The following is a 25,755-nucleotide window of genomic DNA, read 5'->3' as shown; positions in this document are numbered from 1 at the left end:
CGTCGCGCTTGGCGAGGGGCTCAGGCCCCGATGCGCCCCATTGCGGCTTCGAATTCGGCGGCCGAGCTGTCGCTGACCTCGTGGAACAGCACCTGGTCGAGCACATCCGGTGCGGCAGTGAAGTACGGCACGCCTGCCAGCCGCAGCCTGGTGATGTCATCCGCAGAACGCAGGCTCGCAGCGAGCACATTGGTCGCGCTGCCCGCACACACCGCCTGCATCTCGGGAATCAGCGCATCGCCGTCGACCCCGGCATCGCGCAGACGACCAAGATAGGGCGCGATGTACGTCGCCCCGATGCTCGCCGCGGCGAGCGCCTGTGCCACCGAGTACACGGCCGTGACAAGAACCGTCGCACCGTCGCCGACGAGAGCGGATGCCACGGCGAAGCCATCGGCGGTCGCCGGAACCTTCACCGCCACCCGCTCACCGAGCGCGCGAATCATCGCAGCATTGCGCAGCAGCTCGGAACGGTCAGCGCCCCAGGTCTGGAAGAAGATCTCCTTCGCCCCCTCCGACTCCCATCGGGCATAGAGATCGGGGATCTCCCGAGCGGTGCGTCCGCCGCGCTCAAGGATCGTCGGATTGGTGGTCACACCGTGCACGACTCCGGCATCCAGCAGCAGTGAGACCCGCTCGAGATCGGCGCTGTCGACGTACAGGCGTGGGGCGATGGCGGCGACAGCAGACATGGGTTCGGCTCCTTGTGGTCAACCTGTCGTTACAGGTACTGACTCGGCTAATGTAATGACAGGACTCAGCGAAGTCAAAGAAGATCAGGAGCCCCATGACCGCCTCCCCCATCGATGCACGCATCGAGACGGCCATTGACGCACGCACCGGCGTCGTCATCGTCGGCAGCGTCACTGCGGATGTGACCACTTTCTCCCAGCGCCTTCCTGCGCGAGGAGAAACCATTCTCGGTGATCAGTTCACGTTGATGCTCGGCGGCAAGGGTGCCAACCAGGCGGTCGCTGCTGGGCGCGCGGGAGCGACGACGAGCTTCGTCGGATGCGTCGGCGACGACCTCTTCCATGACCTCGTCATCGACGGTCTCAGCGAGGCCGGAGTCGACCTCACTCACCTGCGCACAGTCCCCGGCCCCACCGGCATTGCGCACATCCGTGTCGACGCCTCCGCGCAGAACGACATCGTCATGGTGCCGCTCGCCAACGCCGAGCTGAGCACGACGCAGATCGACGCCGCACTCGACGCGCTGGCTGCGACGACCTCGGTGCTGCTCACTCAGCTCGAGACGCCGTCGGCCCTCACTTTGCACATCACCGCGCGCGGACGCGAGCACGGCATGACCGTGATTCTCGACCCGGCTCCTGCCGCACCCCTGCCCGCAGAGGTGTGGGGCAACATCGACATCGTCACGCCGAACGAGACGGAAGCATCCGTACTCAGCGGCATCGAGGTGAAGGATGCCGCCACCGCCGAGCAGGCCGGTCGCTGGTTCCTCGCCCAGGGCGTCGGCGCAGCGGTCATCACACTCGCCGAACAGGGGTCGTGCGTCGTGACCGCAGACGGTACCGAGATCGTGCCGCCGCTGCCGGTCGAGGCCGTCGACACCACAGCTGCCGGTGACGCATACGCCGGCTACCTCGGCGCCGCCCTCGCAAACGGCGCCTCACTGACCGACGCTGTGCGCCTGGCCACTGCTGCCGGCGCGCTGACCGTCACGAAGCAGGGCGCATCCCCCAGCCTTCCTCTCCGCCGCGACGTCGATGCTTTCCTGGCATCGCGCACCCCCGCCTGATCAGGAGTTCGCATGCGCAAGACCTCGACCACGATCAACCCCGCCCTCTCCCGCGTCATCAGCGAGACCGGGCACACCGACCTCATCGTCGTGACGGATGCCGGGCTTCCGATTCCCCCTGGCTCCGAGCGGATCGATCTCGCCTATCGCCCCGGCGCACCCGCGTTCTTCGACGTGCTCGACACCGTGCTTGCCGAGATGGTCGTCGAAGGCGCGACAGTGGCCGCGGAGATCGCTGAGACGAGTCCAGAGGTGCTCGCGGCTCTTCGTGAACGTCTGCCGGGAATCGAGATCGAACTCGTGCCGCATGTGGAGTTCAAGAAGCGCACCCACACGGCGCGCGCATTCGTACGCTCTGGCGAGTTCACCCCCTACGCCAACGTCATCCTGCACGCGGGGGTGGCGTACTAGATGGCCTCGAACCCGACAGCGGACGACGCGATCGATCGGCACTCCGCCGCTCCGATGTACGACCAACTGCGCCAGCTGATCATCGACAGCATCGCCCGTGACGGCCTCAAGCCCGGCGACCCGCTTCCCGGCGAGCACCGGCTCTGTGAGCGTTACGGAATCTCGCGCACCGTCGTGCGTCAGTCGCTCGCGCAGCTGGAGCATGAAGGACTTGTCGAGCGAGTCAAGGGCAAAGGCACTTTCGTCTCGCGCCCCCGCACGGCCGAATCATTGGTGCACACGCTGATCGGGCTCTACGACGACGTCGAACAACGTGGCGGTCACGTGCGCAGCGACATCCTGCGCCATGAACGCGAGGATGCTGACGCCGACGTCGCGGAGGCCCTCGAGGTTCCGGTGGGCTCCCCCGTCATCGCTCTCGAGCGCCTCCGGCACGTGGACGGCCAGCCGTGGTCATATTCGACGACGTGGATGCCGGATGCTGTCGGCGCTGTCACGCTCGGCGTGGATCTTTCCGATGCATCCCTCTACCGCGTGCTCGCCGAGCACGGCATCCAGGCGACCGACGGCGTGCGTTCGGCCGAGGCGACGGTCGCGACCCATGACCAGGCCCAACATCTGGACGTCAGCGCAGGGTCGGCGCTACTGCGACTGCGCAGCATCAGCCGGGATGCCACTGGTACTCCGATCGAGTACTTCATCGCGCTGCACCGCGGTGATCGCTCACGCTTCGAATTCCAGCTGCGCCAGGAGCAATCGCAGGCCTCCCTGCTGCACGTCGACGGCCATGGCGGCACATCGCGTGCCGGTACAGTTTCTCTCTGAGGATGTCTCTGAGGATGATGGCGATTGCTCAGAGGGGATGCGGACGATGGTCGACGAGCACGAAGCGACGCCACCTCCTGCGCGCTCAGCGATCGCGTCTTCCGATACGACGGCGACACCGGTGAAGGCGGGTACTCCGATGAATGAGAACAAGAGCGACGATCGGAACGAGAAGCAGCCCGCCCCCAGCGGGCCCCCGCCCGCGCTGATCGATCTCACCGGCCGTGCTGCCCTGACACCTGGCCCGCTGACCAAGCCGTCACCGACTATCCGTCCTCTCACACGCCGCCCCCGCTGGGTCGTCCCGCTCGTGCTGGCACTCGTCATCGTCGCGCTCGCCGGCGGCGCAGTCGCCCTGTACGTGGCACTATGAGCGCGCAGCTACGCTCGAACCCATGACCTCCTGGGCGAGCAACGCCATCGCACTGCTGGAAGCTGACGCCAATCGCAGCGCGGACACGCATCTGCACGTGTTCCCCCTCCCGCCCGAGTGGGGAATCGACCTGTATCTGAAGGATGAGTCGGTGCATCCGACCGGATCCCTCAAGCATCGACTTGCCCGATCGCTGCTGTTGTATGGGCTGGTCAACGGACGCATCCACGAGGGGACCACGCTCGTCGAGGCATCCAGTGGATCGACCGCGGTGTCCGAGGCTTACTTCGCGAGGATGCTGGGGCTGCCGTTCATCACCGTCGTGCCGCGGTCGACGAGCCAGGAGAAGATCGATCTGATCGAGTTCTACGGTGGTCGCTGCCACTTCGTGGATCTTGCGCCGGACATGTATCCGGAGGCGGAGCGCCTGGCCGCCGAGTGCGGCGGCCACTACCTCGACCAGTTCTCGTACGCAGAGCGGGCCACCGACTGGCGCGGTAACAACAACATCGCCGAGAGCGTGTTCAGCCAGCTCTCGCGTGAGCGGCATCCGATCCCGAACTGGATCGTGATCGGTGCAGGCACCGGCGGTACCAGCGCGACGTTCGGACGCTACGTGCGGTACCGCCAGCATCCGACGCGCATCGCCGTTGTCGACCCCGAGGGTTCGGCGTTCTTCGGCGGCTGGAGCACCGGAGCCGCCGACTACACCACCGGCACCCCGAGCCGCATCGAAGGCATCGGTCGGCCGCGCGTCGAGCCATCGTTCGTCCCGGGAGTCATCGATGAGATGCTGCAGATCCCGGATGCGGCATCCATCGCAGCCATCCGCCTGCTGAAGGATCGCACGCTGCACTGGGCCGGTGGCTCGACCGGCACGAACCTCATCGGAGCGTTCCAACTGATCGCACGAATGCGCGCCGCGGGCGAGCAGGGCAGTGTCGTCACGCTCATCTGTGACGGCGGCGCGCGATACGCGGGCACGTACTACTCGGACGAGTGGGTCGCTGATCAGGGCTGGGACCTCGCGCCGCATCGCGCGCAGATGGATGATTTTCTCGAGACCGGGGTCTGGGACAGCTGAGCCTGCGCGGCTACGCTTCAGACATGACCACTCTGATCCTCACCGTCGCCGGATCCGACCGCCCCGGCCTCGTCGCCGCCGTCGCCGATGTTGTCGATGGGCATGGCGGCAACTGGGAGAACAGCCAGCTCGCCGAACTCGTGGGTGTTTTCGCTGGCGTGATTCAGGTATCCGTCGCCGATGACCGCCAGTCCGATCTTGAGTCCGCGCTGCGCGCCCTCGACGGGCTACTCACGATTGCGGTTCACACCGGAGCGGGTGCTCGCACCGCGACCGAGCAGCCGATTACGCTGCAGATCCTGGGCAACGACCGCCCTGGCATCGTGCGCGAGGTGTCGGCAGTGCTGCATGCGCACGAGCTCAGCATCCAGGACATGACGACCGAGACGAAGGATGCCGCGATGGCTGGCGGCCGCCTGTTCGAGGCGACGGTGTCGGCAAGGATTCCGGCATCCGCCGATCTTGCGTCGCTGCGCGCCGACCTGGAGCGGCTGACCGCCGAACTCCAGGTCGACATCACACTCGACTGATCCGCGCCGGGCTCAGACCAGGCGGCGCTTCGGCGAGACCGAGTACGTGTCCTCGGCGTTGCTGTTGACCGCGTCGCCCAACGCGACATCGATCGCGGCGAGTGTATCTGCATCGAGAGTGACCCCGGATGCCTTGACGGTGTCAGCGAGCTGCTCGGGGCGGGATGCTCCGACCAGGGCTGCCGCGACGTTCTTGTTCTGCAGCACCCAGGCGATCGCGAGCTGCGGCATCGTGAGCCCCGCCTGCTCGGCGATGGGCTTGAGCTTCTGCACGGCGGTGAGGATGTCATCGCGCAGGAAGCTCTTGATGAAGTCGGCGCCGCTGTGCGGATCAGTCGCACGCGATCCTTCCGGCACCGGCTGACCGGGCAAGTACTTGCCGCTGAGCACGCCCTGCGCCATCGGCGACCAGACGATCTGTGAGATACCAAGCTCTTCGGATGCCGGCACGACCTTGCCCTCGATCACACGGTGCAGCATCGAATACTGCGGCTGGTTCGAGATGAGCTGCACACCGAGCTGCTTCGCGAGCGCGTGTCCTTCGCGCAGCTGCTCCGCCGTCCACTCCGAAACGCCGATGTACAGCGCCTTGCCCTGCCGGACCACGTCGGCGAATGCCTGGAACGTCTCCTCCAGCGGCGTCTCGTAATCGAAGCGGTGTGCCTGGTAGAGGTCGACGTAGTCGGTGCCGAGGCGCGTGAGCGATCCGTTGATCGACTCGAAGATGTGCTTGCGGCTGAGACCTGTGTCGTTCGCACCCTTGGGTCCGGTGGGGAAATAGACCTTGGTGAAGATCTCCAAACTCTCGCGGCGCTGGCCCTCCAGCGCCTTGCCGAGGATGACCTCCGCCGCCGTGTTCGCGTAGGTGTCCGCAGTGTCAAACGTGGTGATGCCGGCATCCAGCGCCGCATGCACCGTCTTGACCGCAGCGTCATCTCCAACCTGCGATGCGTGCGTGACCCAGTTGCCGTAGGTGATCTCAGAGACCTTGAGACCACTGTTTCCGAGGAAGCGATAGTTGACCATGGTTCAACGCTAGAGCCTCCGCGGGGGGTCGCGGGCGAAGAATGTCAGATTGTCACGGCCACCGGGTGCGGACGAATGGCCGCGCTGATGCCGAGCACGATGCACGCGATACCCGCGAGTGCGCTGACGATGTAGAACGGGGCGACGCCGTACAGTGTGACGCCTCCGGAGACCATAAACGTGTCAGACAGCGACATTCCGGGGCCGAAGGAGGCGATGAAGAATGCCGGCGCACCCATCGTCAGCACCGCAAGAAAGAGTAGCGCCGCGAGCACCGGGCGCCCATGAGTTCGGATGACGAGCACCGCGACGGTGACGGCGATCGCCACACCAATGCCGAGGATGATCAGCACCCCGGCATCTCCCGGGGCTTCACCTGCGGCCGCCATCTCGGCGCGAATCTCACTGAGGGTGTGCCCAGGTACTGCCGCAAGCGGAGTGAACACGATGATCTGCAGGGCGGCGAGAACGGCGTACGCGGTAATCGCAAGTGTGCCGATGAGAGCAACCCAGCCGGTCGAGCGTCGTGTCGCATCCATGCTGCGATCCTACGCGCCGCGCATCCGCGTGTCACCGCGCGGTTCCCGCGAGCGGGCGGGGTGGTCTTACATGGCCGCTGCGGCGGCCTCGTCTTCGGTGGTCGCCACAAGCTGGCCGCAGGCGCCGTCGATCTCCTTGCCGCGGGTGTCGCGGAGGGTCGTCGGGACGCCGGCGTCATTGAGTCGACGCACGAACTCGTTCGTCACCTCGCGAGTGGATGCGGTCCACACTGAACCAGGAGTCGGATTCAGCGGAATCGGATTCACGTGCACCCAGCCGCGGCCACGCTCATTGAGCTTCGTGGCGAGCAGGTCGGCGCGCCACGCGTGGTCATTCATGTCCTTGATGAGCGCGTACTCGATCGAGACGCGACGCCCGGTTTTCTCGTAGTACTCGCGGGCAGCATCCAGAGCCTCGTCGACCTTCCACTTCGAGTTCACCGGGATGAGCTCATCACGCAGGTGGTCATCGGGAGCATGCAACGACAGCGCGAACGTCACCGGAATGCCCTCGTCCGAGAGCTTGCGGATGGCGGGGACCAGTCCGACGGTCGAGATGGTGATGCCGCGGGCACTCATGCCCAGGCCGTTGGGCTGCTCAGCGACCATGACGCGCACAGCATCCATCACTCGCTTGTAGTTGGCGAGCGGCTCACCCATGCCCATGAAGACGATATTGGAGACGCGATCCATGCTGTGATCATCAGCCTTCTTGCCGCCGAGACCGCCTTCGGCAATCAGACGGTTCGCGCGGACGATCTGCTCGATGATCTCCGCCGACGACATGTTGCGGGTCAGCCCTGCCTGGCCGGTGGCGCAGAACGGGCAGTTCATGCCGCAGCCGGCCTGGCTCGACACGCAGAGCGTGATGCGGCCGGGGTAGCGCATGAGCACCGACTCGACGAGGGCGCCGTCATGCAGACGCCAGAGGAACTTGATCGTGTCGCCCTTGTCCGTCTTCAGCTGGCGCACCTCGGTGAGCAGCGGAGGCAACATGCCGGCGACGAGCTCTTCGCGCTGAGCGGCGGGCAGATCGGTCATCTCTGCCGGGTCGGACGTGTAGTGCGTGAAGTAGTGGGCAGACAACTGCTTGGCTCGGAAGCCAGGCAGGCCCAGCTCTTTGACCTTCTCGACGCGCTCTTCGGGCGTGAGATCGGCGAGGTGCACGGGCGGCTTGCCCCGCTTCGGGCTCGCGAACTGCAGCAGCGGACGCCCTTCGGCATCCTTCTTCTGGGTCCAGCCCTCGGTCCGAGGACGCACCTGCGGTTTGGCGGGACCCGTCGAGCGGATGGCGGAGGACTCAGTCATGTATCCAAGGGTACGCGGTGACAGGTGGGAAGCGGCTGGGGTGGTCTTCCATAGACTGGCGCGATGGATGTCACCGACACGGGGATCGTCCGACCGAGCTTGTAATTACATGTTTCACTCCGCGAGAATGGGACGCACGTACGCCAATGAAGGAGCCCCCATGACTGACCGTCTCGCCCGCGCCCGCACCACCGGGGTTCTCGCCGTCCTGCGCGCTCCTTCCCCCGAGCTCGCACTCGAAGCCGCCGACGCGATCATCCGCGGCGGGGTCGCCGGAATCGAAGTCACGTATTCCACACCTGACGCCCCGGCCGTCATCCGCGAGCTGATCGCACGGCACGGCAACGCCGCCTACATCGGCGCGGGCACCGTGACCACAGTTGCGCAGGCGACCGCTGCAGCCGACGCCGGCGCCGAGTTCCTCGTCAGCCCCGGCACGCTGCCCGACCTCACGCGCGCAATGCTCGACACCGGCCGCGTCGTGATGACCGGGGCGATGACGCCGACCGAGGTCATGAGCGCGCTCGCGCTCGGGGTTGACGTCGTGAAGATCTTCCCGGCATCCCTCGGCGGGCCGGCCTACCTCGGGGCGTTGCGCGGACCGTTCCCGGACGCTCCACTCATGCCCACCGGCGGCGTATCGCCGGACAATCTCGCGGACTGGTTTGCCGCGGGCGCGGTGGCCGTGGGTGCTGGCGGCGACCTCGCGAACTCTGCATCGATCAAGTCGTCAAACTGGGCCGACCTCACCCAGCGCGCCGAACGCTTCGCTGCCGCATTCGCCGCTATCAGCGGCTGAGCGGACCCTTTTGCCTGAGTTGCTGCCGTGGGCCTGGGTCGTTCTGGCCGTCGCCGCGCTGATGATCGGCCTCGCGAAGACCGCGATCCCCGGTGGTGGCATCCTGCCCGTCGCTCTGTTCGCGACCGTGCTTCCGGCGCGTACCTCGACGGCCGCACTGCTGCTCCTGCTGATCGTCGGCGACATGTTCGCGCTGATCGCGTACCGAAGGCACGCGCACTGGCCGACGCTGCTGCGGCTGGCGCCGGCGGTCGTGGTGGGGCTGCTGGCTGGCTTCGCGTTTCTCGCACTCGGAGATGATGCCGTCGTGCGTCGTGCGATCGGCGTCATCCTTCTCGCGATGATCACAGTGACGCTGTGGCGGCGTTGGCGACAGAGTCTTCGAGAGCATGGTCGAGTGGATGCCACGCCCGCCTCCGGCGGCGGCATCGTCGCCGCATCCGCCTATGGCTCACTCGCCGGATTCACGACGATGGTGGCGAATGCCGCGGGCCCCGTCATGTCGATGTACTTTCTCGCGATGCGCACGCCGGTGCAGGTGTTCCTCGGCACCTCGGCCTGGTTCTTCGCGATCGTGAACCTGTTCAAGGTGCCGTTCCTCGCCGGCATCGGGCTCTTCGACGGCCCCGTGCTGCTGATGGATGCCGTACTCGTGCCCCTCGTCGTGATCGGAGCCCTACTCGGGATACGACTGGCGCGCCGAATGAAGCAGCACGTGTTCGACAAGATCGTGATCGGCCTCACGATCGTCGGCGCCGTGTACCTGCTCGTTTGACCTGCCCCGCCGCGTCGCATCCGTGCCAAACCCCAGACGGTACGCACCGATCTCGGCGCGCCGCACTGCCCGACTGCCGCGACACGCGGCGCGGACAGAACGGCATCTGAAATTCGGCACACGTGCGGTGCCCGGCTACCTCAGTCCAGGAAGATGTCGGGGAACAGGCGATTGTCCGGCGTGCCGGGGATCGCGGCGTAGCCGGAGAAGTCGGTCACACCGTCCGCCTCCAGCACGTCCTCCACGATCAGGCTCTGGCCGGTGTACCCGGCTGCCGTCTTGATCAGCACGGCGTAGGCGGCATCCGCATAGATATTCGGCGTGCGGCTCGCAGCCATCACCTTGTCGCCGCCAAGCAGGTTCTGCACGGCGGCCGTCGCGATGGTCGTGCGCGGCCACAGCGTGTTGGCTGCGATGCCGTCCTTCTCGAACTCAGCGGCAAGCCCGAGCGTGACCATGGTCATGCCGAACTTCGCCAGCGAGTAACCGGTGTGCGCTCCGAGCCACTTCGGGGTCGGGTTCAGCGGCGGCGACAACGACAGGATGTGCGGGTTCGCTGACCCCCGCAGCTGCGGGATCGCCGCGCGCGACAGCATGAAGGTGCCGCGCACGTTGACGTCCTGCATGAGGTCGTACTTCTTCGCGCCGAGATCGAGCGAGCGCGACAGATCGATCACACTGGCGTTGTTGATGACGATGTCGATGCCACCGAACTCGCCCTGCGTCTTCATGACGGCCTCAGTGATGTCGTCATCCTCGCGCACATCGCCGACGATCGGCAGCGCGTTCCCACCGGCCGCGCGGATCTGCTCGGCAGCGGTGTGGATCGTGCCTTCGAGCTTCGGATGCGGGGTGTCCGTCTTCGCCAGCATCGCGATGTTCGCGCCATCCGCCGCTGCGCGCAGCGCGATGGCCAAGCCGATGCCGCGACTGCCGCCCGACATCAGGATCGTCTTGCCTGCCAGAGTGCTCATGCTGCTCCTTCGTTGCTCTTCGTTCACTTCGGCGCCATGCGGATGGCGCCGTCGAGGCGGATGGTCTCACCATTCAGGTAATCGTTGGTGACGATGCTCACGGCCAGCGCGGCATACTCATCGGGCCGGCCCAACCGTGCGGGATACGGAACCTGCGCACCGAGCGATGCCTGCGCGGCCTCCGGCAGGCCGGCGAGCATCGGGGTCTCCATGATGCCCGGAGCAATCGTGCAGACCCGGATGCCGTAGCGGGCAAGCTCGCGCGCGATCGGAAGCGTCATGGCGTGCACGCCACCCTTCGACGCCGAATACGCGGGCTGGCCGATCTGCCCGTCGAATGCCGCGACGGATGCCGTGTTGACGATGACGCCGCGGGCGCCGCCATCGAGTGGCTCGTTCTTCGCGATGACGGCGGATGCCTGCGAAGTCACATTGAACGTGCCGACGAGGTTGATGCGGATGACACGCTCGAAGTCGGCGAGCACGGCAGGGTTGCCCTCACGATCGAGCACTTTGGCGGGCGGTGCGATGCCGGCGCAGTTGATGACGATGCGCAGCGGCGCCTGCTCGTTCGCCGCAGCCACGGCTGCCTGCACGTCTTCGACGTTCGTGACGTCGGCGGGCGCGAACGTCCCGCCGAGTTCTACGGCGAGATCGGCACCTGCGGATGACGGCAGATCGAGCAGCGTGACGTGCGCACCGGCAGCCGCGAGAACGCGAGCCGTTGCGAGGCCGAGCCCCGAAGCCCCTCCGGTGATCAGTGCCCCAGATCCCTGGATCTGCATGTGTTCTCCTTCGAACGTTTTGCAACTCAGTCCCAGCATACGCAATCCTCAGTACCACCTATGGCTTATGTGACGGCCGAGGTGTTGGCTGTAGTCATGGAACTGCGTCGCAAGCGAGCCTACGATACCGCCGAGAACGTCGACGGGTTCCGTGTGCTCGTCGATCGACTCTGGCCCCGCGGAGTCTCGAAGGAGCACGCGGCGATCGATCTCTGGGCCAAGGACACCGCGCCCAGCCCTGAGCTGCGGAGAGACTGGCACGCGGCATCCGATGCGGACTGGGGCATCTACGCCGAGCGATACCGCGCAGAGTTGGAGAACGAGACTGCGTCGGCGCTGGAGTCGTTGGCGGTCGAGCTGCGCCAACATCCAATCGTCACGCTCGTGTACGCCGCACACGACGAGCAGCACAACCACGCCGTCGTGTTGGAGGACTGCCTGCTTCCGTTGCTGTGAACCCACGCGAAACACGCGATGATGGGGCGGTGAGCATTCCGTCGGGACATATCGAGATCCCTGCGCGCGTGCGGGCTCTTGCACACGCCGCCAGTCTCGAACCGGTGTGGCAGAACAACAATGGCGGGCTGACGTTCCGCACGGACGACCGTCGCTTCATCAAGTGGGGCCCGCTCGACCCCGAGGCGAACATGCGCGACGAGGCCGAGCGCATGCGGTGGGCGTCAGAGTGGATCACCGTGCCCGAAGTGGTCGAGCAGGGCGAGGATGCCACGCACGAGTGGCTCGTGACCGTCGCGCTCGACGGACTCAGCGCCGTCGACGGACGCTGGATCACAGAACCAGCCGTCGCTGTGCGCGCCGTCGGCGAGGGCTTGCGGGCGCTGCACGACGCACTCCCGGTCGACGAGTGTCGCTGGGAGTGGAGCGTTGCATCCCGGATCGCGAACGCTCAGGCCCGTGGCATCCGCATTCCCGAAGGACTCCGTGACGCGCCGCCGATCGATCGGCTTGTGGTGTGCCACGGCGACGCCTGCATGCCGAACACCCTCCTCAACGCCGACGGCAGCCCCTTCGCCCACGTCGATCTCGCTGTCCTCGGCACCGCCGACCGCTGGGCGGACATCGCCGTGGCCTCGATGAGCACCGAGTGGAATTGCGGCCCAGGCTGGGAGGACGCACTCATCGACGCGTACGGCCTCGACCCTGACCGTGAACGTCTCGACTATTACCGGGCGCTGTGGAATGCAACGTGATGACTGGAGCAAGGATGCATAAGACGACCGACCAGCGGATGACTGTTCCGGAAGTCCTCGCATCGTGAGCACTTCGGACATCGTGGGGATCATCCTGCTGAGCGTTCACGTCATCATGGGGTTCGTGGCGGCGGTGGCGATCTCGCTGCACCGAAAGCCCGCCACAGCGATCGCCTGGATCCTGACGATCATCTTCATCCCCCTTCTCGGGGCAATCGCCTTCTTCCTCATCGGCTTCGGTCGACTTCCCAGGCGGCGGCGCGAGAAGCAAAAGGAGGTCAATGCGCTGATGCTCGCCCGTTCGGGCGTCACCGCACACCGGGCGTCGCCATCGACCCCTGACTGGCTGGACACGGCCGTGATACTCAACGAGATACTCGGTGCGCTCCCGATCGTCGCGGGCAACAGAACGACGTTGATTGAGGACTACCAGGGATCGTTCGATGCGATGATCGGCGACATTGACGCCGCCCGCGAATATGTGCACGTCGAGTTCTACATTCTGGTGAGAGACACCACCACGCAGCCGTTCTTCGACGCGCTCGCGCGCGCGGTCGCCCGGGGAGTCATCGTGCGGGTGCTCTCCGACCACGTTTCGGGGTTGATGTTCCCGCACCGGAAAGCGACGCAAGAAGCACTCGCGCAGATGGGTGCGCAGTGGAGGCCGATGCTGCCGTTGCGCCCTCATCTCGGGCAATGGCAGCGCCCGGACCTCCGCAATCATCGCAAGCTGGTCGTCATCGACGGGCACGTCGGATACACCGGCTCGCAGAACCTCATCGACTCGACGTACCTGAAGCCGAAGAATGTTCGCCGCGGGTTGCACTGGATCGAACTCATGGTCCGACTCGAGGGGCCCGTGGTCGGCGAGCTCGATGCGGTGTTCATCACAGACTGGTTCAGCGAAACAGACGAGCTCCTCCCCGTTCACACCTATCCGGTGCAGGCCGCCGCGATCGCGGCATCCGATTCGGGAAACGAAAAACCACTCAGCGATACGCCGCTCGACAACATCGACGCGCAGGTGATTCCGAGCGGCCCCAGCTTCGAGAACGACAACAATCTCAAGCTCTTCGTCATGCTCATCCAGAACGCACGCTCGCGGGTGAGCATCACCAGCCCGTACTTCGTTCCGGATGAGTCGACGATGCTGGCCATCCTCACCGCGGCCGCGCGCGGCCTGGATGTCGAGCTCTTCGTGTCGGAAGTCGCAGATCAGGTGCTCGTCCATCACGCGCAACGCTCGTACTACGCAGCCCTTCTGGACGCGGGGGTCGCCGTCTACCTGTACCGGTCGCCGACCGTACTGCACTCCAAGCACTTCTCGATCGACGACGAGGTTGCCGTCATCGGATCGAGCAATATGGACATCCGCTCATTCAGTCTCAACATGGAGGTCTCGGTGTTGGTGCGCGGGCGGAAGTTCGTCGACCAGTTGAAGCTCGTCGAGGACAACTACCGTCGCAACAGCATCCGGCTGGACCCAGAGGCATGGGCAAGGCGACCATTGCGCGAGAAGGTGATCGACGGGTTGGCCCGGCTGACATCCGCATTGCAGTGACCCGCGACAGCGCTGGAGCAATCACCCTCGTGACCACGATCGCTACAATGGTCGCGATCGCCCTCGGAATCCTCGCGGGCACCGCTCTCACCGACCGCACCTCCAAACTCTGACGCCTGGAACGAGACCCTCCATCATGTCCGCAGTCGATGCATCCACAGCGCGCGTGGTGGCGGAGCCAGCGCACTCCCTTCGTGTGGAGTCGCACGCCATCTACGCCGCCCTCTCCGCTGGCGTTTTAGGAGCAGTCCTCGGCATCGTCATCGGCGTCACTCTGCCCCCGCTCAGCTTGTTCGGCGACTGGTCGTTCGGGAGCATCGTTTCCATTGCGGCGGGAGTGGTCGCGGCGATCGCCGGCGGCATCGGATACTGGCGCGTGCGAGGAATGCCTGGGCAGGAATGGCGACACTCGCTGTCTGCCGCGACCTTCACCGTCAACACGATCGCAGTGGTGCTTGTACACCTCGTGCTTGCCGTGTTGGCGGCGCTTGCGGCCTTCCTCATCCTCAGCCTCGGGTTCATCGGGTTGAAGGTCGAGCTGTTCTGGACGGTCGTTTTGATGGCGGTGAGCCTCGGGCTCAGCGCATACCTCACCTATCTGTCGGTGTCGCGCATGACGACGCGGCGGATGTCTTCACTGCTGATGGCTTTTGTCAGCATCGGCACTTTCGCGGCGATGCTCACGACCCCGGATCCCCTCTGGTGGGAAACGCATTTCAGCCACCTCGGCACCTTCTGGAGTGTGTCGAGTCTGGTGTTCAACGGCACCCTGGCCATCGGCGGCCTCCTTGTCACCGCCTTCGCCGTTTATCTCACAAATGATATGAACGCCCTCCTTGAACGGCGGATCCTCGCGCGCGAAGACGGTCCCAAGATCATCGCGAGGATGTTCATCATCTTGGGCATCATGCTCGCTGGGGTCGGCCTCGTCCCAGTAAACGTGAGCCTGCTGATCCACAACCTCTGCGCGGGCGGTATGGCCGTCATGTATATCGGGATGCTCGCAAGCGGACACCGGATACTCCGCGGGATGCCACGCGCATACTTCATCGCATCTTGGGTCTTCCTTGCCGCAGTGCTGGTGTCCACGCTGCTCTTCGTCGTCGGATTCTTCGGGCTGACCGCGTTCGAGATCGTCGTCTTCGCGCTCATCTTCGGATGGATCTCGGTCTTCATCCGATTCCTCGGCGTCGCAGGTCAACGCGACTGACGGAGGTCAGCTGATGTCTCATCCCCTCATGTTCACGGAAGACGATCCACTGCTGGCGCGGGTGCGCACCATTGCGCTCGCGTTGCCTGAGGCCGACGAGAAGGTCAGCCATGGTCGCCCGGCCTTCTTCACGCAGAAGGTGTTCTGCTACTTCGGAGGCTCCCAACGCATAAACGATGAGTGGATCGCCCACGACGCAGCAATCATGGTGCGACCCGATCCCGGCGACGATCCCGCGCTGCGACAAGACAGACGATTCTGGGTGCCCGCATATCTCGGCCCGTCCGGATGGCTCGGAATCGACCTCGACGAATCGACGGATTGGCAGGAGATCGCCGAACTCGTCGATGCTTCGTATCGGGTGACCGCTCCGAAACGACTGGTGCGCGAGCTCGACGGGCTGTAGCGACCACCAACTCATTGTTTGCTAATACGTATTAACGTACTATTGATGCATGAATGATGAACTGGCAGCACTGCGCGACGCCGTGCGTGTCCTGACGGAACGGGTCGATGCCCTCGACGTGCAGGAGCAGACAGAAGGATCACCTGTCGATGCGGACGCGTTCTGGGCGCTGGCTGGATTGCAGTCACGCCTCGCGGATACCCCCTCTACCGTCGATGGCGCTGTGATGCTGGTGGGATCGCTGACTCTGCCCACGGGGGCTCCGGTGTCATGGCAGCAGAGCGTCGGAACCGCGGGGATGCTGGAGACGGACTGGACAGAGCAGGCATCAGTGTTCGCAGCATTGGGGCATCCGGTTCGGGTGGAACTGCTGCGACACATCCTTTCCGGGGTGCACGCAACTGCCGATCTCGCGGCGATCGAGACACTCGGAACGACCGGTCAGCTACACCACCACCTGCGACAACTACTCAGCGCCGGATGGGTACGTCAGAGCGGGCGCGGCAACTACGCGGTTCCAGCGGCACGGATCGTCCCCCTGCTGGCGTGCATGCTCGGAGCCGAGCGATGAGGCGGGCGCTCATTGCCGTCTATCGCCTCCGCATCCCTGGTTACTACGCATCGACCGCAACTTTGATCGCAGTCGCCCTGTCCACGTTCCTCACCCTGGGCGAGACCGCGCGGCAGGCGCGTGGCATCCTGTCGCCGATCGCACTTTGCGTGCTGGCAATTTGTATCGTGCTCGCATTCACCGCGCCTGTTTTTCTTCCCAAGCGGGAAACAGTGAAAGTCTCCTCTCCGGTGCGCGGACGGTGGCTTGCGATGAACAGCCCCGCTTCGAAGGTCCCGAGCCACGGAGTCCGTGCATACGGCCAGACGTACGCGATCGATCTCGTCAACGAGCCGGTCGATAAGGTCCGTCCGCCCTTCGGCGGCGGCTCAGCGATGCGTGCACCGTCGGAGTATCCCGCGTTCGGAGCGCCGGTGTTCGCCATGTGCGATGGAGTGGTGGTGCGCGCATCCGACTGGCGGCGCGATCACCGAGCGCGGTCCAATTTGCTCGCCGTGATCTATCTGTTGTTCGAAGGTGCAATCCGTGAGTCGGGAGGCCCGGGGTTCATCGTCGGCAACCACGTCACGATCCGCGGCGCGGATGGCGTGCACGCGACCGTCGCACACTTGCAGCGCGGGTCAGTCACGGTTCGAGTCGGCGAGACGGTCCGAGCGGGCGAACAGATCGGTCTCTGCGGGAACTCAGGCAACAGCACTGAGCCACACGTGCATGCTCAACTCATGGACCGCGCCTCCCTCTGGACGGCCATCGGAGTCCCGATGACCTTCGCCGGAATCACCATCGGGGATGCCCCAGAGCTAGCCGACACGCTGCCCCAAAACAACGAGCACCTGACGACCCGCGCCTGATTGCGAGTGGGTAGTCGTGGCTCTATTTCGCGTGGAAAATGAGCCACAACTGACCACTCGCAAGGGGGAGGAAGGGGTTAAGAACTCGGGCCGAGGATGAAGTTCCAGGAGCCGGTTATGACCGCGGCTGTCACCGCTATCGCGGAGATCAGGGCGCCGATCAGCAGCAGCATCCATTCCCTCGCACCGAAGGTGGACTCGCGCGCCCAGGTGCGCTGCCCCGGCGCGCCGAAGCCGCGCGCCTCCATCGCCGTCGCCAGCTTCGCACCCCGACGGATCGAAAGCACCAGCAGCGCGAACACCATCCCGAGGAAGCGCTTGATACGACCACGGTCGGCGACGCCGCGCGCCCGGCGGGCCAGCTCCAGCGCACGCCAGTCGTCGAGGAACAACCCCACCATGCGCAGGCCAGCGAGCGCTCCAAGCACGAACCGGGCAGGCAGCCGCAGGATCTGCGCCAGTCCGTCGGCGAGGTCCGTCGGATCGACCGTGAGGAAGAGAACCACCGAAGGCAGAGCGATCGCGAGAACACGGAACATCGTCGCCAAAGCCAGCGCCAGCGACCCCTCGCTGACGCGCACGACGAACCACTCCAGGTAGATCTCCCCGCTCGTCTCGCCATACAGAGCGATCGTGACGCCGGTCAGCGGAGCTGCCAGCCAGACCGGCCAGGTGCGCACCCAGAACTCCCGCCAACCAATACCGGCGAAGAAGAACAGCACGCACTCGAGCACCAGGGCGACCGCAGCGGAGACGACGTCGAGGGTGAGAATCAGCGGGATCGCGATCAGCGCGCTGACGCCCAGCTTCGCCACCGGATTGATCTGCGCGACGACGCCGGTACGTGCACGATTCTCGAGCAACGTCATCGGATGCCACTCAGCTCGAAGCGTTCCGCGCGCAGCGCGCGCACCACGTCGAGGTCATGCGTGATCGTGACGATCGCCGCACCCTCATCGCGCAGCACGGCCAGCATCGCCATGAGTTCGGCCCACGTGCGCGCATCCTGGCCGAACGTGGGTTCGTCGAGCACGAGCATCCGTGGTCTGGTCGCGAGCGCAGCCGCAACGGTCAGACGACGCTTCTCTCCGCCGGACAGCGTGTACGGATTCGCCAGCGCGAGATGCGCCAGCCGCAGCCTCGTGAGCAGTTCGTGTGTGCGCGCAGCGATCTCATCCGCACTCAACCCGAGCGCGCGCGGACCGACCGCGAGCTCGTCTCGTACGGTCTTCGCCAGCAGCTGATGCTCCGGCTCCTGGAATACCATCCCGATGCGCGTCAGCAACTGCCTCGACGTCCAGCGGATGGGCGCGGAACCCGCACCATCGGCGAACGCACCGGATGCTTCCACGTGACCCCCCGCCGGAGGAAGGAGACCGGCAAGAGCGAGTCCCAAGGTGGATTTTCCCGCGCCGTTCGGCCCGGTGATCGCCAGCGCCTGACCGGCACGCACCACCAGGTCGACATCGGATGCCACAGTCACACCCTTCACCCGAGCAACGGAGAGGTCGTGCGCGGCGAGCAGGATCGCTCCCGGCTCAGCACGTGGCGGTTGCGGCAAGGCCGGCGGATGACCCGGCACCCACACGCCTGCGGCGGCGAGTTCCGCACCGGCGGTCCCGAGCACCTGGTCCGGCGCCCCATCCGCGATCACTCCCCCCTCACCGACGACGATCACCCGCGTGATCAGCGGCAGCCACACATCCAGGCGATGCTCGACGACGATCAGCGTGGCGGGATGCGCTGTCAGCATGCGTTGCACGGCGTCGCGCACCTCAATGACACCGTCCGGATCGAGGTTGGCCGTCGGCTCGTCGAGCAGCACCAGGCCCGGCTGCATCGCAAGGATGCCTGCGAGCGCGAGGCGCTGCTTCTGCCCTCCGGACAGCACCTTGGTGGGCCGGTCGAGCGGCACGTCAAGGCCGACGGCGTCGAGGGCTGCACGCACCCGCGGCCAGATCTCCTCCCGCGGTATGCCGATGTTCTCGCAGCCGAACGCGACGTCGTCTCCTACCCGCGCGAGGATGACCTGCGAGTCTGGATCCTGGAGCACGAGCCCGGAGCGGCCGCGAGTTGCGGCGGCCGGAGCCGAATCAACCAACAACTCGCCGGCGCTCTCGCCCTCTTCGTCGCCGCCGAGCACCCCGGCCAGCCCGTGCAGCAGCGTCGACTTTCCGGCGCCGGATGCCCCGAGGAGGAGCACCCGCTCGCCAGGTTCGATGCGGAACGTGACGTCGTGCAGCGCCCACGCGAGCCTGCTCGCGTGACGCCATCCCCACCCGCGTGCCTCGACCGTTGCGGGCCGGACGTTACCGGCTGGCATGTCAGACCCGGTTCCGCACCTCGCGGCCGGAGCCGAACCGATCAAGGGCTCCGGTGGCCGCGAGACCGCGCGCGAGCACCCAGCCGAGCGCGCCGGCAAGGACGGCCCCTGAGATGACCGTGCTGATGAGGTAGACGATGGTGAAGGTCGCCCCCGAGCCTGCGTACCAAAGGATCAGGTTGTTGACACCGCCGGCAAGTGCGGCGCCCGCGCCGGCCAGGAGAGCCACCGGCAGTGACCAGAAGCGGTAGGCGAAGAGCAGGAAGATGATCTCGGCGCCAAGGCCCTGCACGAGTCCTGCCTCGATCGTGAGGAAACCGCCCCATTGGGCTCCCGCAAGCGCGGAGACCACTGCAGCGATCACCTCGGTGTAGATCGCGGCTCCCGCCTTGCGAATGACGAGGCCGCCGAGAACGCCGGCGATGAGCCACGGACCGTCAAGAAGCCCCTGCACACCGGGCAGGAGCGGCTCGAGCAGCGCCTTCGGCCCGAGATAACCCACATTCCATGCCAGGAACAGGAAGCCGCAGGCGACTCCGAGAACGCTGGCAACGACGATGTCGACGATGCGCCAACGCCAGATCTCTGGACGCATGAGCCCGGTGCGGGCGGCAGTGGGCGTGCGTGTAGACGTGTTCATTTGAACTCCTCCCTGCGCTGGCATGACCCAGATCAGGTTCGACGGTCGAAGCGTGGTTCGCTTCCTCTCAGCCCGACTCATCGGACTCCCGTGGTTGTGCTGACGATCTTACCCAACTGTCAGGATGCCGGTGCCCCTGCGCACACGAGGAGCGGGATTCGATAGCGTAGGCGGGTGACCCCTGACGATGCGACGCCCGATACTGGCACGCTCAGCCGGCGTGCCCTTCGCGCGCGTACGGGAGCGGTCGATGCCGCGAGCCCCCCAGCCCTGCCGCCCAGCGACTCCCCGGAGACGGTGCCAGATGCCCTGGAGGCACTGTTAGACACGGCAGAGACCGCCTCAGACACGCCAGAACCGACACCGGATGCCGCGGAGACACCGGATGCGCCCTCCGCTGCCGCCACAGTCTTCGACTTCGACGCCGACGCTGATCTGAACGTGCTCGAGCGCGCGGTGGACGAGACGGCCCCGGACGCAGAGTGGGCGGGTGCCACGCACCCAGTCACCGCCCTCACCTGGCTCGACGTCGACGATGTCAGCGAAGGCACCCGCCCGGCAGATCTCGATGCGGTAACGATGCGCGAGACGGGGCCCGACCTGCTCGCGAATGCTTCTCTGCGCTCCGGCGTCTTGCGTACCTGGATGGCACCGCTAGGCACCGTCGCTGTTCTCGCCATCGCCTATTCCGCGACGATGCTGCTGTGGCCACTGAACGAAGTGCCTCCGACGGTGCAGGCCGTTGAATTCCAGACCGTGGCCTCCGAAGCTGCTACGTTCAGCTGGCCCGCCGGCGGCAGCGCCGGTGTGAGTGTCGCCGGGGTCTCCTCTGCGGCATCCACTCTTGATTCGGCCTCGATAGCGAGCCTCACGAAGGTCGTGACCAGCCTGATGGTGCTGGATGAGATGCCGCTACAGCTCGGCGAATCGGGCCCGGAGTTCGCGTTCACCTACGGCGACACACTCGACTATTGGAACTACCGCCGCGCGAATCAGTCGGCGCTGGATGTTCCGGTCGACGGTGTGCTGACGGAGTATCAGATGCTGCAGGGCACGCTACTCGGCTCCGCCAACAACTATGTCGATCGACTGGCCCGCGAGCTCTGGGGCTCCGACCGACAGTTTGCCGAAGCCGCAGAGAGATGGCTCGCCGACCGCGGCCTTTCCGGGATCACAGTGGTGACCCCCTCCGGCTTTGATGAGGACAATATCGCCACGCCGGAGGCACTGCTGCGGCTCGCAGAGCGTGCGATGCAGAACCCCGTGTTCGCCGAGATCGTCGGCACCGCAAGTGTCGAGATCCCCGGCGCCGGCCTGGTCGAAAACACCAACGGCATGCTCGCAGACCCGGGTGTCGTCGGCATCAAGACCGGAACCCTCGTGGGCTGGAGCCTGCTCACCGCGAAGGACATCACGATCGGCGATACGACGGTGCACCTGTATGCGTCGGTGTTGAACCAGGACGACAACGACCAACGGCTCGAAGTGACGCGCTCACTGTTCGCCGGCGTGGAGGCTGCATTGGCGGCAACTGCTCCGGCTGTGGCAGAAGGCACCGTTGTCGGCACTGTCAGTACCCCGTGGGGCACGAGCGTGGACGTGGTCACCGACGGTGACGCGAACGTCGTGCTGTGGAACGGTGTATCTGCGAGCGCGGAAGTGGACTTCGACCTGAGCGACCAGCGCGCCGACGGTGACGCGATCGGTACGCTCACGGTCACTGGCCCCGTGAATGCCACGGACTCCAGCGTCTCACTCGCCGATGAGCTCGAAGGACCGAGCCCGTTGTGGCGCCTGATGCATCCGCTGGAGATTCTCGGGCTCACTGAAGCCGGCTGACAAATGAAACGACTGTGGCCGGCTGCACTTGCAGCCGGCCACAGTCGTTCATCTCAGACCTCAGAGATTCAGACCTGCGCCTCGGCCTCAGCCTCGACCCCGGCCTCACCGGTGACGATGACCGGGATGGAACCGGTGAGGGTTTCCTCCGCGTCGATGTCGGTCGCGGCCTGCTCGAACTGCGACTGGTACAGCCGCCAGTACGCACCCTGTGCCGTGATGAGCTGCTCGTGCGAGCCCTTCTCGACGATGTCGCCGTGTTCCATCACGAGGATGAGATCGGCGTCGCGGATCGTCGACAGGCGGTGCGCGATCACGAAGGAGGTACGCCCCTGTCGCAGCGCCGCCATGGCGTGCTGCACCAGCAGCTCGGTGCGGGTGTCGACGGCGCTCGTCGCCTCATCAAGAATGAGGATCGACGGCTGTGCCACGAACGCACGTGCGATCGTGATGAGCTGGCGCTCACCGGCAGAGACGTTGGCTGCATCTTCTTCCAGCACCGTCTCGTACCCATCCGGCAACGCATGCACGAAGCGGTCGACGTAGGTTGCCCTGGCCGCAGCGAGCACTTCCTCATCGCTCGCAGAGGCGCGACCGTATCGGATGTTCTCCAGGATGGATCCGGCGAACAGCCACGGATCCTGCAGCACCATGCCGGTGCGCGAACGCAGATCGTCGCGCGTGACCGCGGCGATGTCCTGGCCGTCAAGCAGGATGCGGCCCGAGTCGAGCTCGTAGAAGCGCATGATGAGGTTTACCAGCGTGGTCTTACCCGCGCCGGTCGGCCCTACGATCGCGACGGTCTGTCCCGGCTCGACCCGGAACGACAGATCCGTGATCAGCGGACGCTCTGGCGTGTAGGAGAAGGACACGTTCTCGAACTCGATCACGCCGCCTCCATCTGCGCCGTCGCCCTTGCGCAGGGCGGGTGCGTCTTCCGCATCCGGCTCCTGCTCTTCGGCATCGAGGAAATCGAACACCCGCTCGGCCGACGCCGTGCCGGACTGCACGACGGCCGCCATGCCACCCAGCTCCGACAGCGGCTGTGTGAACTGCTGCGAGTACTGGATGAACGCCTGCACGTCACCGAGTCGGAGCTGACCGCTCGCGACCATCAGTCCGCCGAGAACGGCGATGCCGACGTAGGTCAGGCTGCCGACGAATGTCATGGCCGGCATGATGACGCCCGACAGGAACTGCGCCTTGAAGCTTGCCTGGAACAGTTCTTCATTCTCAGCCTGGAACTGGTCGAGGGCGTCCTTCTCGCGACCGAAGACCTTGACCAGTGCGTGGCCGGAGAATGCTTCCTCGACCCTGGCGTTGAGTCGACCGACCTTGCGCCACTGCATACCGAACGCCTTCTGCGAGCGCGGCCCGATGACTCCGAAGATGACGCCCATCAGGGGAAGTGCGACGAGCGCCACGAGCGCCAACTGCCACGAGATCGTGAACATCATCACGAGCACGCCGATGACGGTGAGCACCGATGTCACGGCGCCCGAGAGGGACTGCTGCATCGCGGTCGTGATGTTGTCGATGTCGTTCGTGACACGGGAGATCAGCTCACCGCGCTGCACCTTGTCGAAGTACGACAGGGGCAGACGGTTGATCTTCGCCTCGACGGATTCACGCAGTCGCCACATGGTGCGCACCATGATCACGTTGATGACGTAGCCCTGGATCCAGGTCAGCAGCGCCGCGCCGACGTAGATCGCCAGCACCGCGATGATGATCCCCCGCAGCCGTTCGAAGTCGATGCCTGCGCCGACCTGGAAGTCGGTGAAGGCAGCGACCATGTTCGCGAAGTCATTTTGACCCTGCGACCGCAGTATCTCGATGACCTGCTCCTGCGACGTTCCGGCGGGAACACCGTTGTCGCCGAGCGTCTTCGAGATGAAGCCCTCGTAGATGATGTTGGTCGCCTCGCCGAGAACCTTCGGCGCAGCCACCGTGAGCAGGACGCCGATCGCGCCGAGGATCGAGACGAAGACGAACGCGAGGGCGGAGGGCTTGAGCAGCCCGATCATCCGGGCGAAGCTCTTGCCGAAGTTGTCGGCCTTCCCCGGGGCAGGGGCATCCCAGCCACCCGCCTCCAGGCGCGCCGCATCGGCGAGCTCTGCCTCGTACTGCTCTTCTGCGGTGAGTTGTTCCGGCGTACTCATGCGTCCACCCCCAGCTGCGATTCGACGATCTCTCGGTAGGTCTCATTCGAAGCGAGAAGCTCCTCGTGGGTTCCGGCACCGATCATCGTGCCGCCTTCCAGAACGACGATCCGATCAGCATCAGTGATCGTCGACACACGCTGTGCGACGACGATCTTCGTCACCTCGGGCAACTCGCGCCACAGCGCCTGTCTCAACCTGGCATCTGTTGTCAGGTCAAGCGCCGAGAAGGAGTCATCGAAGATGAGGATCTGCGGCCGATGCACGATCGCCCTGGCGATCGCGAGTCGCTGCCGCTGCCCACCTGAGACGTTCGTACCGCCCTGGGCGATACGCGATTCGAGGCCGTCCGGCATTTCCTCGACGAAGTCGCGTCCCTGCGCGATCTCGAGTGCGTGCCAGAGTTCTTCGTCAGTGGCCTCTTCTCTGCCGTACCGAAGGTTCGATGCCACCGTTCCGGTGAACAGGAATGGTCGCTGCGGCACCAGCCCGATGCTCTTCCAGAGTGCCTCGACATCGGCCTCGCGCACGTCTGCTCCGTTGACCTTGACGGTGCCGCCCGTGACGTCGAACAGCCGGGGAAGGAGCGAGATGAGTGTGGTCTTTCCGGCGCCGGTGGAACCGACGATCGCGACCGTCTCGCCCTGATTGGCACTGAATGTGACGCCCGACAGCACAGGTGCGTCTGCACCCGGGTAGGTGAACTCGACGTCCTCGAGCGCGACTGTGCCGGGCGCAGTGAACTCGATCACTCCGTTCTCCGGTCGTTCCATGCTCGAATCGGCGTCGAGCACTTCGCCGACGCGCTCGGCCGAGACGGCAGCGCGCGGGATCATCATCGCCATGAAACTCGACATGATGACGCCCATCATGATCTGGCCGATGTACTGCATGAAGGCGAAGAGCGTGCCGACCTCGACATTGCCCGCGTTGATCTCGATACCGCCGAACCAGATCACGCCGACCACGGTGACGTTGAGGATCAGCATGAACACGGGGAAGAGCAGAACGAAGAGCGAACCGATCTTGCGACCGAGGATCATGAGAGCGGTATTCGTGTCGCGGAAGCGCTCTTCTTCGATGGTTTCGCGCACGAATGCGCGGACGACCCGCACGCCGGTGAGCTGCTCGCGCATGACCCGGTTGATCGCATCGAGCTGCTTCTGGTTGCGGCGGAACAGCGGAACCATGCGGCCAATGACGAGCACGGCGGCGATGAGCAGGGCGGGCACTGAGACGGCGATCAGCCAGCTGAGTCCGACATCCTGCTGAACGGCCATGATGATGCCGCCGATCGCGAGCAGAGGCGCGGTGACGAGCATCGTCGCGCCCATCATCGCCAGCATCTGCACCTGCTGCACGTCATTGGTGTTGCGGGTGATCAGCGAACCGGCTCCGAAATGCGAGACCTCTCGCTCGGAGAAGCCGCTGACGCGGGAGAACACGTCGGCGCGGATGTCACGTCCGACGCTCATGGCCGCCTTCGCCGCGAAGTAGGTCGCGATGATCGCGCACACGATCTGACCGAGCGAGACGAGCAGCATGAACGCACCGGTACGCCAGATGTAGCCGGTGTCTGCCTGCGCAACGCCGTTGTTGATGATGTCGGCGTTCAGACGGGGCAGGTAGAGCGTGGCGAGTGCACTGGCGAACTGGAACACCAGTACGCCGACGAGCAGCCACCGATATTTTGAGAGGTAGCGGACGAGGAGTTTTCCGAGCATGAGACGTCCTTGTGGGAGAGGGGCCGAAGCGGCCACAAGATAGCGTGTCACGGACCTCGGACATTG

General features: G+C 65.3%; 27 protein-coding genes and 1 riboswitch. Of the genes, 16 read left to right on the top strand and 11 right to left on the bottom strand.

The features are described from left to right. Nucleotides 1-20: 20 nt before the first annotated feature. Nucleotides 21-692: a transaldolase family protein gene (locus ACSU1G_RS12120; RefSeq protein WP_439280205.1), complete on the bottom strand. Its 672-nt coding sequence runs from the start codon at nt 690-692 to the stop codon at nt 21-23. A 95-nt stretch (nt 693-787) separates the two neighbouring features. Here ACSU1G_RS12120 and ACSU1G_RS12115 point away from each other — a divergent pair, with 95 nt between their 5' ends. From ACSU1G_RS12115 to ACSU1G_RS12090, 6 genes are all read left to right on the top strand, one after another. Next, nucleotides 788-1,762, top strand: coding sequence for a ribokinase (locus ACSU1G_RS12115; protein WP_439280204.1), 975 nt, complete (start codon nt 788-790; stop codon nt 1,760-1,762). Nucleotides 1,763-1,774: 12 nt separating this feature from the next. Continuing rightward, nucleotides 1,775-2,173: a D-ribose pyranase gene (gene rbsD, locus ACSU1G_RS12110; protein ID WP_439280203.1), complete on the top strand. Its 399-nt coding sequence runs from the start codon at nt 1,775-1,777 to the stop codon at nt 2,171-2,173. Next, nucleotides 2,174-2,998, top strand: coding sequence for a GntR family transcriptional regulator (locus ACSU1G_RS12105; protein WP_439280202.1), 825 nt, complete (start codon nt 2,174-2,176; stop codon nt 2,996-2,998). A 139-nt stretch (nt 2,999-3,137) separates the two neighbouring features. After that, the gene (locus tag ACSU1G_RS12100; RefSeq protein ID WP_439280201.1) at nt 3,138-3,371 is read left to right on the top strand and encodes a hypothetical protein; all 234 of its coding nucleotides are present in this window, start codon (nt 3,138-3,140) and stop codon (nt 3,369-3,371) included. Between the two features lie 22 nt (nt 3,372-3,393). After that, nucleotides 3,394-4,455 carry a PLP-dependent cysteine synthase family protein gene (locus ACSU1G_RS12095; RefSeq protein ID WP_439280200.1) on the top strand — a complete coding sequence of 354 codons (1,062 nt, stop codon included), beginning with the start codon at nt 3,394-3,396 and terminating at the stop codon, nt 4,453-4,455. Nucleotides 4,456-4,478: 23 nt separating this feature from the next. Next, nucleotides 4,479-4,985, top strand: a complete 507-nt coding sequence (locus tag ACSU1G_RS12090; protein ID WP_439280199.1) for a glycine cleavage system protein R — start codon at nt 4,479-4,481, stop codon at nt 4,983-4,985. A 12-nt stretch (nt 4,986-4,997) separates the two neighbouring features. Here ACSU1G_RS12090 and ACSU1G_RS12085 read toward each other — a convergent pair whose 3' ends face one another. The 3 genes from ACSU1G_RS12085 to rlmN form a co-directional block, all read right to left on the bottom strand. Next, nucleotides 4,998-6,011 (bottom strand): aldo/keto reductase family protein, encoded by a 1,014-nt coding sequence (locus ACSU1G_RS12085; RefSeq protein ID WP_439280198.1) that lies wholly within the window; start codon nt 6,009-6,011, stop codon nt 4,998-5,000. 44 nt (nt 6,012-6,055) lie between these two features. Beyond that, nucleotides 6,056-6,550 carry a hypothetical protein gene (locus tag ACSU1G_RS12080; RefSeq protein ID WP_439280197.1) on the bottom strand — a complete coding sequence of 165 codons (495 nt, stop codon included), beginning with the start codon at nt 6,548-6,550 and terminating at the stop codon, nt 6,056-6,058. Between the two features lie 66 nt (nt 6,551-6,616). Beyond that, a complete protein-coding gene (gene rlmN / locus ACSU1G_RS12075) occupies nt 6,617-7,858 on the bottom strand; it encodes a 23S rRNA (adenine(2503)-C(2))-methyltransferase RlmN (RefSeq protein WP_439280196.1) in 1,242 nt (413 codons plus the stop codon). A gap of 160 nt (nt 7,859-8,018) precedes the next feature. On the opposite strand from rlmN, the gene ACSU1G_RS12070 reads away from it, so the two are divergent. Together ACSU1G_RS12070 and ACSU1G_RS12065 are read left to right on the top strand one after the other, a co-directional pair. Beyond that, complete coding sequence (locus ACSU1G_RS12070) at nt 8,019-8,657, top strand: bifunctional 4-hydroxy-2-oxoglutarate aldolase/2-dehydro-3-deoxy-phosphogluconate aldolase (protein ID WP_439280195.1); 639 nt, start codon at nt 8,019-8,021, stop codon at nt 8,655-8,657. 10 nt (nt 8,658-8,667) lie between these two features. Next, nucleotides 8,668-9,432, top strand: coding sequence for a sulfite exporter TauE/SafE family protein (locus tag ACSU1G_RS12065; RefSeq protein WP_439280194.1), 765 nt, complete (start codon nt 8,668-8,670; stop codon nt 9,430-9,432). 140 nt (nt 9,433-9,572) lie between these two features. On the opposite strand, the gene ACSU1G_RS12060 is transcribed toward ACSU1G_RS12065, so the two are convergent. Continuing rightward, a complete protein-coding gene (locus ACSU1G_RS12060; RefSeq protein ID WP_439280193.1) occupies nt 9,573-10,406 on the bottom strand; it encodes an SDR family oxidoreductase in 834 nt (277 codons plus the stop codon). Between the two features lie 23 nt (nt 10,407-10,429). Then, nucleotides 10,430-11,191, bottom strand: coding sequence for an SDR family NAD(P)-dependent oxidoreductase (locus ACSU1G_RS12055; protein WP_439280192.1), 762 nt, complete (start codon nt 11,189-11,191; stop codon nt 10,430-10,432). A 60-nt stretch (nt 11,192-11,251) separates the two neighbouring features. Between ACSU1G_RS12055 and ACSU1G_RS12050 the strand changes: the two genes are divergently transcribed. The 7 genes from ACSU1G_RS12050 (at nt 11,252) to ACSU1G_RS12020 (ending at nt 17,001) form a co-directional block, all read left to right on the top strand. Next, nucleotides 11,252-11,647, top strand: a complete 396-nt coding sequence (locus ACSU1G_RS12050) for a DUF488 domain-containing protein (protein WP_439280191.1) — start codon at nt 11,252-11,254, stop codon at nt 11,645-11,647. A 29-nt stretch (nt 11,648-11,676) separates the two neighbouring features. Continuing rightward, nucleotides 11,677-12,402 (top strand): phosphotransferase, encoded by a 726-nt coding sequence (locus tag ACSU1G_RS12045; RefSeq protein WP_439280190.1) that lies wholly within the window; start codon nt 11,677-11,679, stop codon nt 12,400-12,402. Nucleotides 12,403-12,466: 64 nt separating this feature from the next. Next, nucleotides 12,467-13,963 carry a cardiolipin synthase gene (gene cls, locus ACSU1G_RS12040; RefSeq protein ID WP_439280189.1) on the top strand — a complete coding sequence of 499 codons (1,497 nt, stop codon included), beginning with the start codon at nt 12,467-12,469 and terminating at the stop codon, nt 13,961-13,963. A 136-nt stretch (nt 13,964-14,099) separates the two neighbouring features. Next, a complete protein-coding gene (locus tag ACSU1G_RS12035; protein WP_439280188.1) occupies nt 14,100-15,173 on the top strand; it encodes a hypothetical protein in 1,074 nt (357 codons plus the stop codon). Between the two features lie 13 nt (nt 15,174-15,186). Next, the gene (locus ACSU1G_RS12030) at nt 15,187-15,579 is read left to right on the top strand and encodes an MmcQ/YjbR family DNA-binding protein (RefSeq protein WP_439280187.1); all 393 of its coding nucleotides are present in this window, start codon (nt 15,187-15,189) and stop codon (nt 15,577-15,579) included. Between the two features lie 49 nt (nt 15,580-15,628). Continuing rightward, the gene (locus ACSU1G_RS12025; protein ID WP_439280186.1) at nt 15,629-16,150 is read left to right on the top strand and encodes an ArsR/SmtB family transcription factor; all 522 of its coding nucleotides are present in this window, start codon (nt 15,629-15,631) and stop codon (nt 16,148-16,150) included. Further along, entirely contained in the window at nt 16,147-17,001 is an 855-nt protein-coding gene (locus ACSU1G_RS12020) for a M23 family metallopeptidase (protein ID WP_439280185.1), read from the top strand. Before ACSU1G_RS12025 ends, ACSU1G_RS12020 begins: the two co-directional genes overlap by 4 nt. Nucleotides 17,002-17,078: 77 nt before the next feature. Here ACSU1G_RS12020 and ACSU1G_RS12015 read toward each other — a convergent pair whose 3' ends face one another. From ACSU1G_RS12015 to ACSU1G_RS12005, 3 genes are all read right to left on the bottom strand, one after another. After that, nucleotides 17,079-17,870 (bottom strand): energy-coupling factor transporter transmembrane component T family protein, encoded by a 792-nt coding sequence (locus ACSU1G_RS12015; RefSeq protein ID WP_439280184.1) that lies wholly within the window; start codon nt 17,868-17,870, stop codon nt 17,079-17,081. Then, nucleotides 17,867-19,324, bottom strand: coding sequence for an ABC transporter ATP-binding protein (locus ACSU1G_RS12010; RefSeq protein WP_439280183.1), 1,458 nt, complete (start codon nt 19,322-19,324; stop codon nt 17,867-17,869). Before ACSU1G_RS12010 ends, ACSU1G_RS12015 begins: the two co-directional genes overlap by 4 nt. 1 nt (nt 19,325) lies before the next feature. Beyond that, on the bottom strand, nt 19,326-19,964 hold the full coding sequence (locus ACSU1G_RS12005; protein WP_439280182.1) for an ECF transporter S component: 639 nt from the start codon (nt 19,962-19,964) through the stop codon (nt 19,326-19,328). Continuing rightward, a riboswitch (TPP riboswitch) is annotated at nt 19,955-20,066 on the bottom strand. It overlaps the preceding gene by 10 nt. A 72-nt stretch (nt 20,067-20,138) precedes the next feature. Between ACSU1G_RS12005 and ACSU1G_RS12000 the strand changes: the two genes are divergently transcribed. After that, nucleotides 20,139-21,803, top strand: a complete 1,665-nt coding sequence (locus ACSU1G_RS12000; RefSeq protein ID WP_439280181.1) for a D-alanyl-D-alanine carboxypeptidase — start codon at nt 20,139-20,141, stop codon at nt 21,801-21,803. A gap of 68 nt (nt 21,804-21,871) precedes the next feature. On the opposite strand, the gene ACSU1G_RS11995 is transcribed toward ACSU1G_RS12000, so the two are convergent. Together ACSU1G_RS11995 and ACSU1G_RS11990 are read right to left on the bottom strand one after the other, a co-directional pair. Continuing rightward, nucleotides 21,872-23,965, bottom strand: coding sequence for an ABC transporter ATP-binding protein (locus ACSU1G_RS11995; protein ID WP_439280180.1), 2,094 nt, complete (start codon nt 23,963-23,965; stop codon nt 21,872-21,874). Then, entirely contained in the window at nt 23,962-25,689 is a 1,728-nt protein-coding gene (locus ACSU1G_RS11990; protein WP_439280179.1) for an ABC transporter ATP-binding protein, read from the bottom strand. The genes ACSU1G_RS11995 and ACSU1G_RS11990 overlap by 4 nt, the downstream gene beginning before the upstream one ends. Between the last annotated feature and the right edge of the window lie 66 nt (nt 25,690-25,755).

The organism is Microbacterium sp. A93 (assembly GCF_051842835.1).
This window is presented reverse-complemented; position numbering and strand designations above follow the sequence as displayed.

What these genes read in the sequence shown, in the direction of transcription:
- ACSU1G_RS12120 (WP_439280205.1), bottom strand. Translation starts at nt 692, where the DNA reads ATGTCTGCTGTCGCCGCCATCGCCCCACGCCTGTACGTCGACAGCGCC.
- ACSU1G_RS12115 (WP_439280204.1), top strand. Translation starts at nt 788, where the DNA reads ATGACCGCCTCCCCCATCGATGCACGCATCGAGACGGCCATTGACGCA.
- rbsD (WP_439280203.1), top strand. Translation starts at nt 1,775, where the DNA reads ATGCGCAAGACCTCGACCACGATCAACCCCGCCCTCTCCCGCGTCATC.
- ACSU1G_RS12105 (WP_439280202.1), top strand. Translation starts at nt 2,174, where the DNA reads ATGGCCTCGAACCCGACAGCGGACGACGCGATCGATCGGCACTCCGCC.
- ACSU1G_RS12100 (WP_439280201.1), top strand. Translation starts at nt 3,138, where the DNA reads ATGAATGAGAACAAGAGCGACGATCGGAACGAGAAGCAGCCCGCCCCC.
- ACSU1G_RS12095 (WP_439280200.1), top strand. Translation starts at nt 3,394, where the DNA reads ATGACCTCCTGGGCGAGCAACGCCATCGCACTGCTGGAAGCTGACGCC.
- ACSU1G_RS12090 (WP_439280199.1), top strand. Translation starts at nt 4,479, where the DNA reads ATGACCACTCTGATCCTCACCGTCGCCGGATCCGACCGCCCCGGCCTC.
- ACSU1G_RS12085 (WP_439280198.1), bottom strand. Translation starts at nt 6,011, where the DNA reads ATGGTCAACTATCGCTTCCTCGGAAACAGTGGTCTCAAGGTCTCTGAG.
- ACSU1G_RS12080 (WP_439280197.1), bottom strand. Translation starts at nt 6,550, where the DNA reads ATGGATGCGACACGACGCTCGACCGGCTGGGTTGCTCTCATCGGCACA.
- rlmN (WP_439280196.1), bottom strand. Translation starts at nt 7,858, where the DNA reads ATGACTGAGTCCTCCGCCATCCGCTCGACGGGTCCCGCCAAACCGCAG.
- ACSU1G_RS12070 (WP_439280195.1), top strand. Translation starts at nt 8,019, where the DNA reads ATGACTGACCGTCTCGCCCGCGCCCGCACCACCGGGGTTCTCGCCGTC.
- ACSU1G_RS12060 (WP_439280193.1), bottom strand. Translation starts at nt 10,406, where the DNA reads ATGAGCACTCTGGCAGGCAAGACGATCCTGATGTCGGGCGGCAGTCGC.
- ACSU1G_RS12055 (WP_439280192.1), bottom strand. Translation starts at nt 11,191, where the DNA reads ATGCAGATCCAGGGATCTGGGGCACTGATCACCGGAGGGGCTTCGGGG.
- ACSU1G_RS12050 (WP_439280191.1), top strand. Translation starts at nt 11,252, where the DNA reads ATGGCTTATGTGACGGCCGAGGTGTTGGCTGTAGTCATGGAACTGCGT.
- ACSU1G_RS12035 (WP_439280188.1), top strand. Translation starts at nt 14,100, where the DNA reads ATGTCCGCAGTCGATGCATCCACAGCGCGCGTGGTGGCGGAGCCAGCG.
- ACSU1G_RS12030 (WP_439280187.1), top strand. Translation starts at nt 15,187, where the DNA reads ATGTCTCATCCCCTCATGTTCACGGAAGACGATCCACTGCTGGCGCGG.
- ACSU1G_RS12025 (WP_439280186.1), top strand. Translation starts at nt 15,629, where the DNA reads ATGAATGATGAACTGGCAGCACTGCGCGACGCCGTGCGTGTCCTGACG.
- ACSU1G_RS12020 (WP_439280185.1), top strand. Translation starts at nt 16,147, where the DNA reads ATGAGGCGGGCGCTCATTGCCGTCTATCGCCTCCGCATCCCTGGTTAC.
- ACSU1G_RS12015 (WP_439280184.1), bottom strand. Translation starts at nt 17,870, where the DNA reads ATGACGTTGCTCGAGAATCGTGCACGTACCGGCGTCGTCGCGCAGATC.
- ACSU1G_RS12010 (WP_439280183.1), bottom strand. Translation starts at nt 19,324, where the DNA reads ATGCCAGCCGGTAACGTCCGGCCCGCAACGGTCGAGGCACGCGGGTGG.
- ACSU1G_RS12005 (WP_439280182.1), bottom strand. Translation starts at nt 19,964, where the DNA reads ATGAACACGTCTACACGCACGCCCACTGCCGCCCGCACCGGGCTCATG.
- ACSU1G_RS11995 (WP_439280180.1), bottom strand. Translation starts at nt 23,965, where the DNA reads ATGAGTACGCCGGAACAACTCACCGCAGAAGAGCAGTACGAGGCAGAG.
- ACSU1G_RS11990 (WP_439280179.1), bottom strand. Translation starts at nt 25,689, where the DNA reads ATGCTCGGAAAACTCCTCGTCCGCTACCTCTCAAAATATCGGTGGCTG.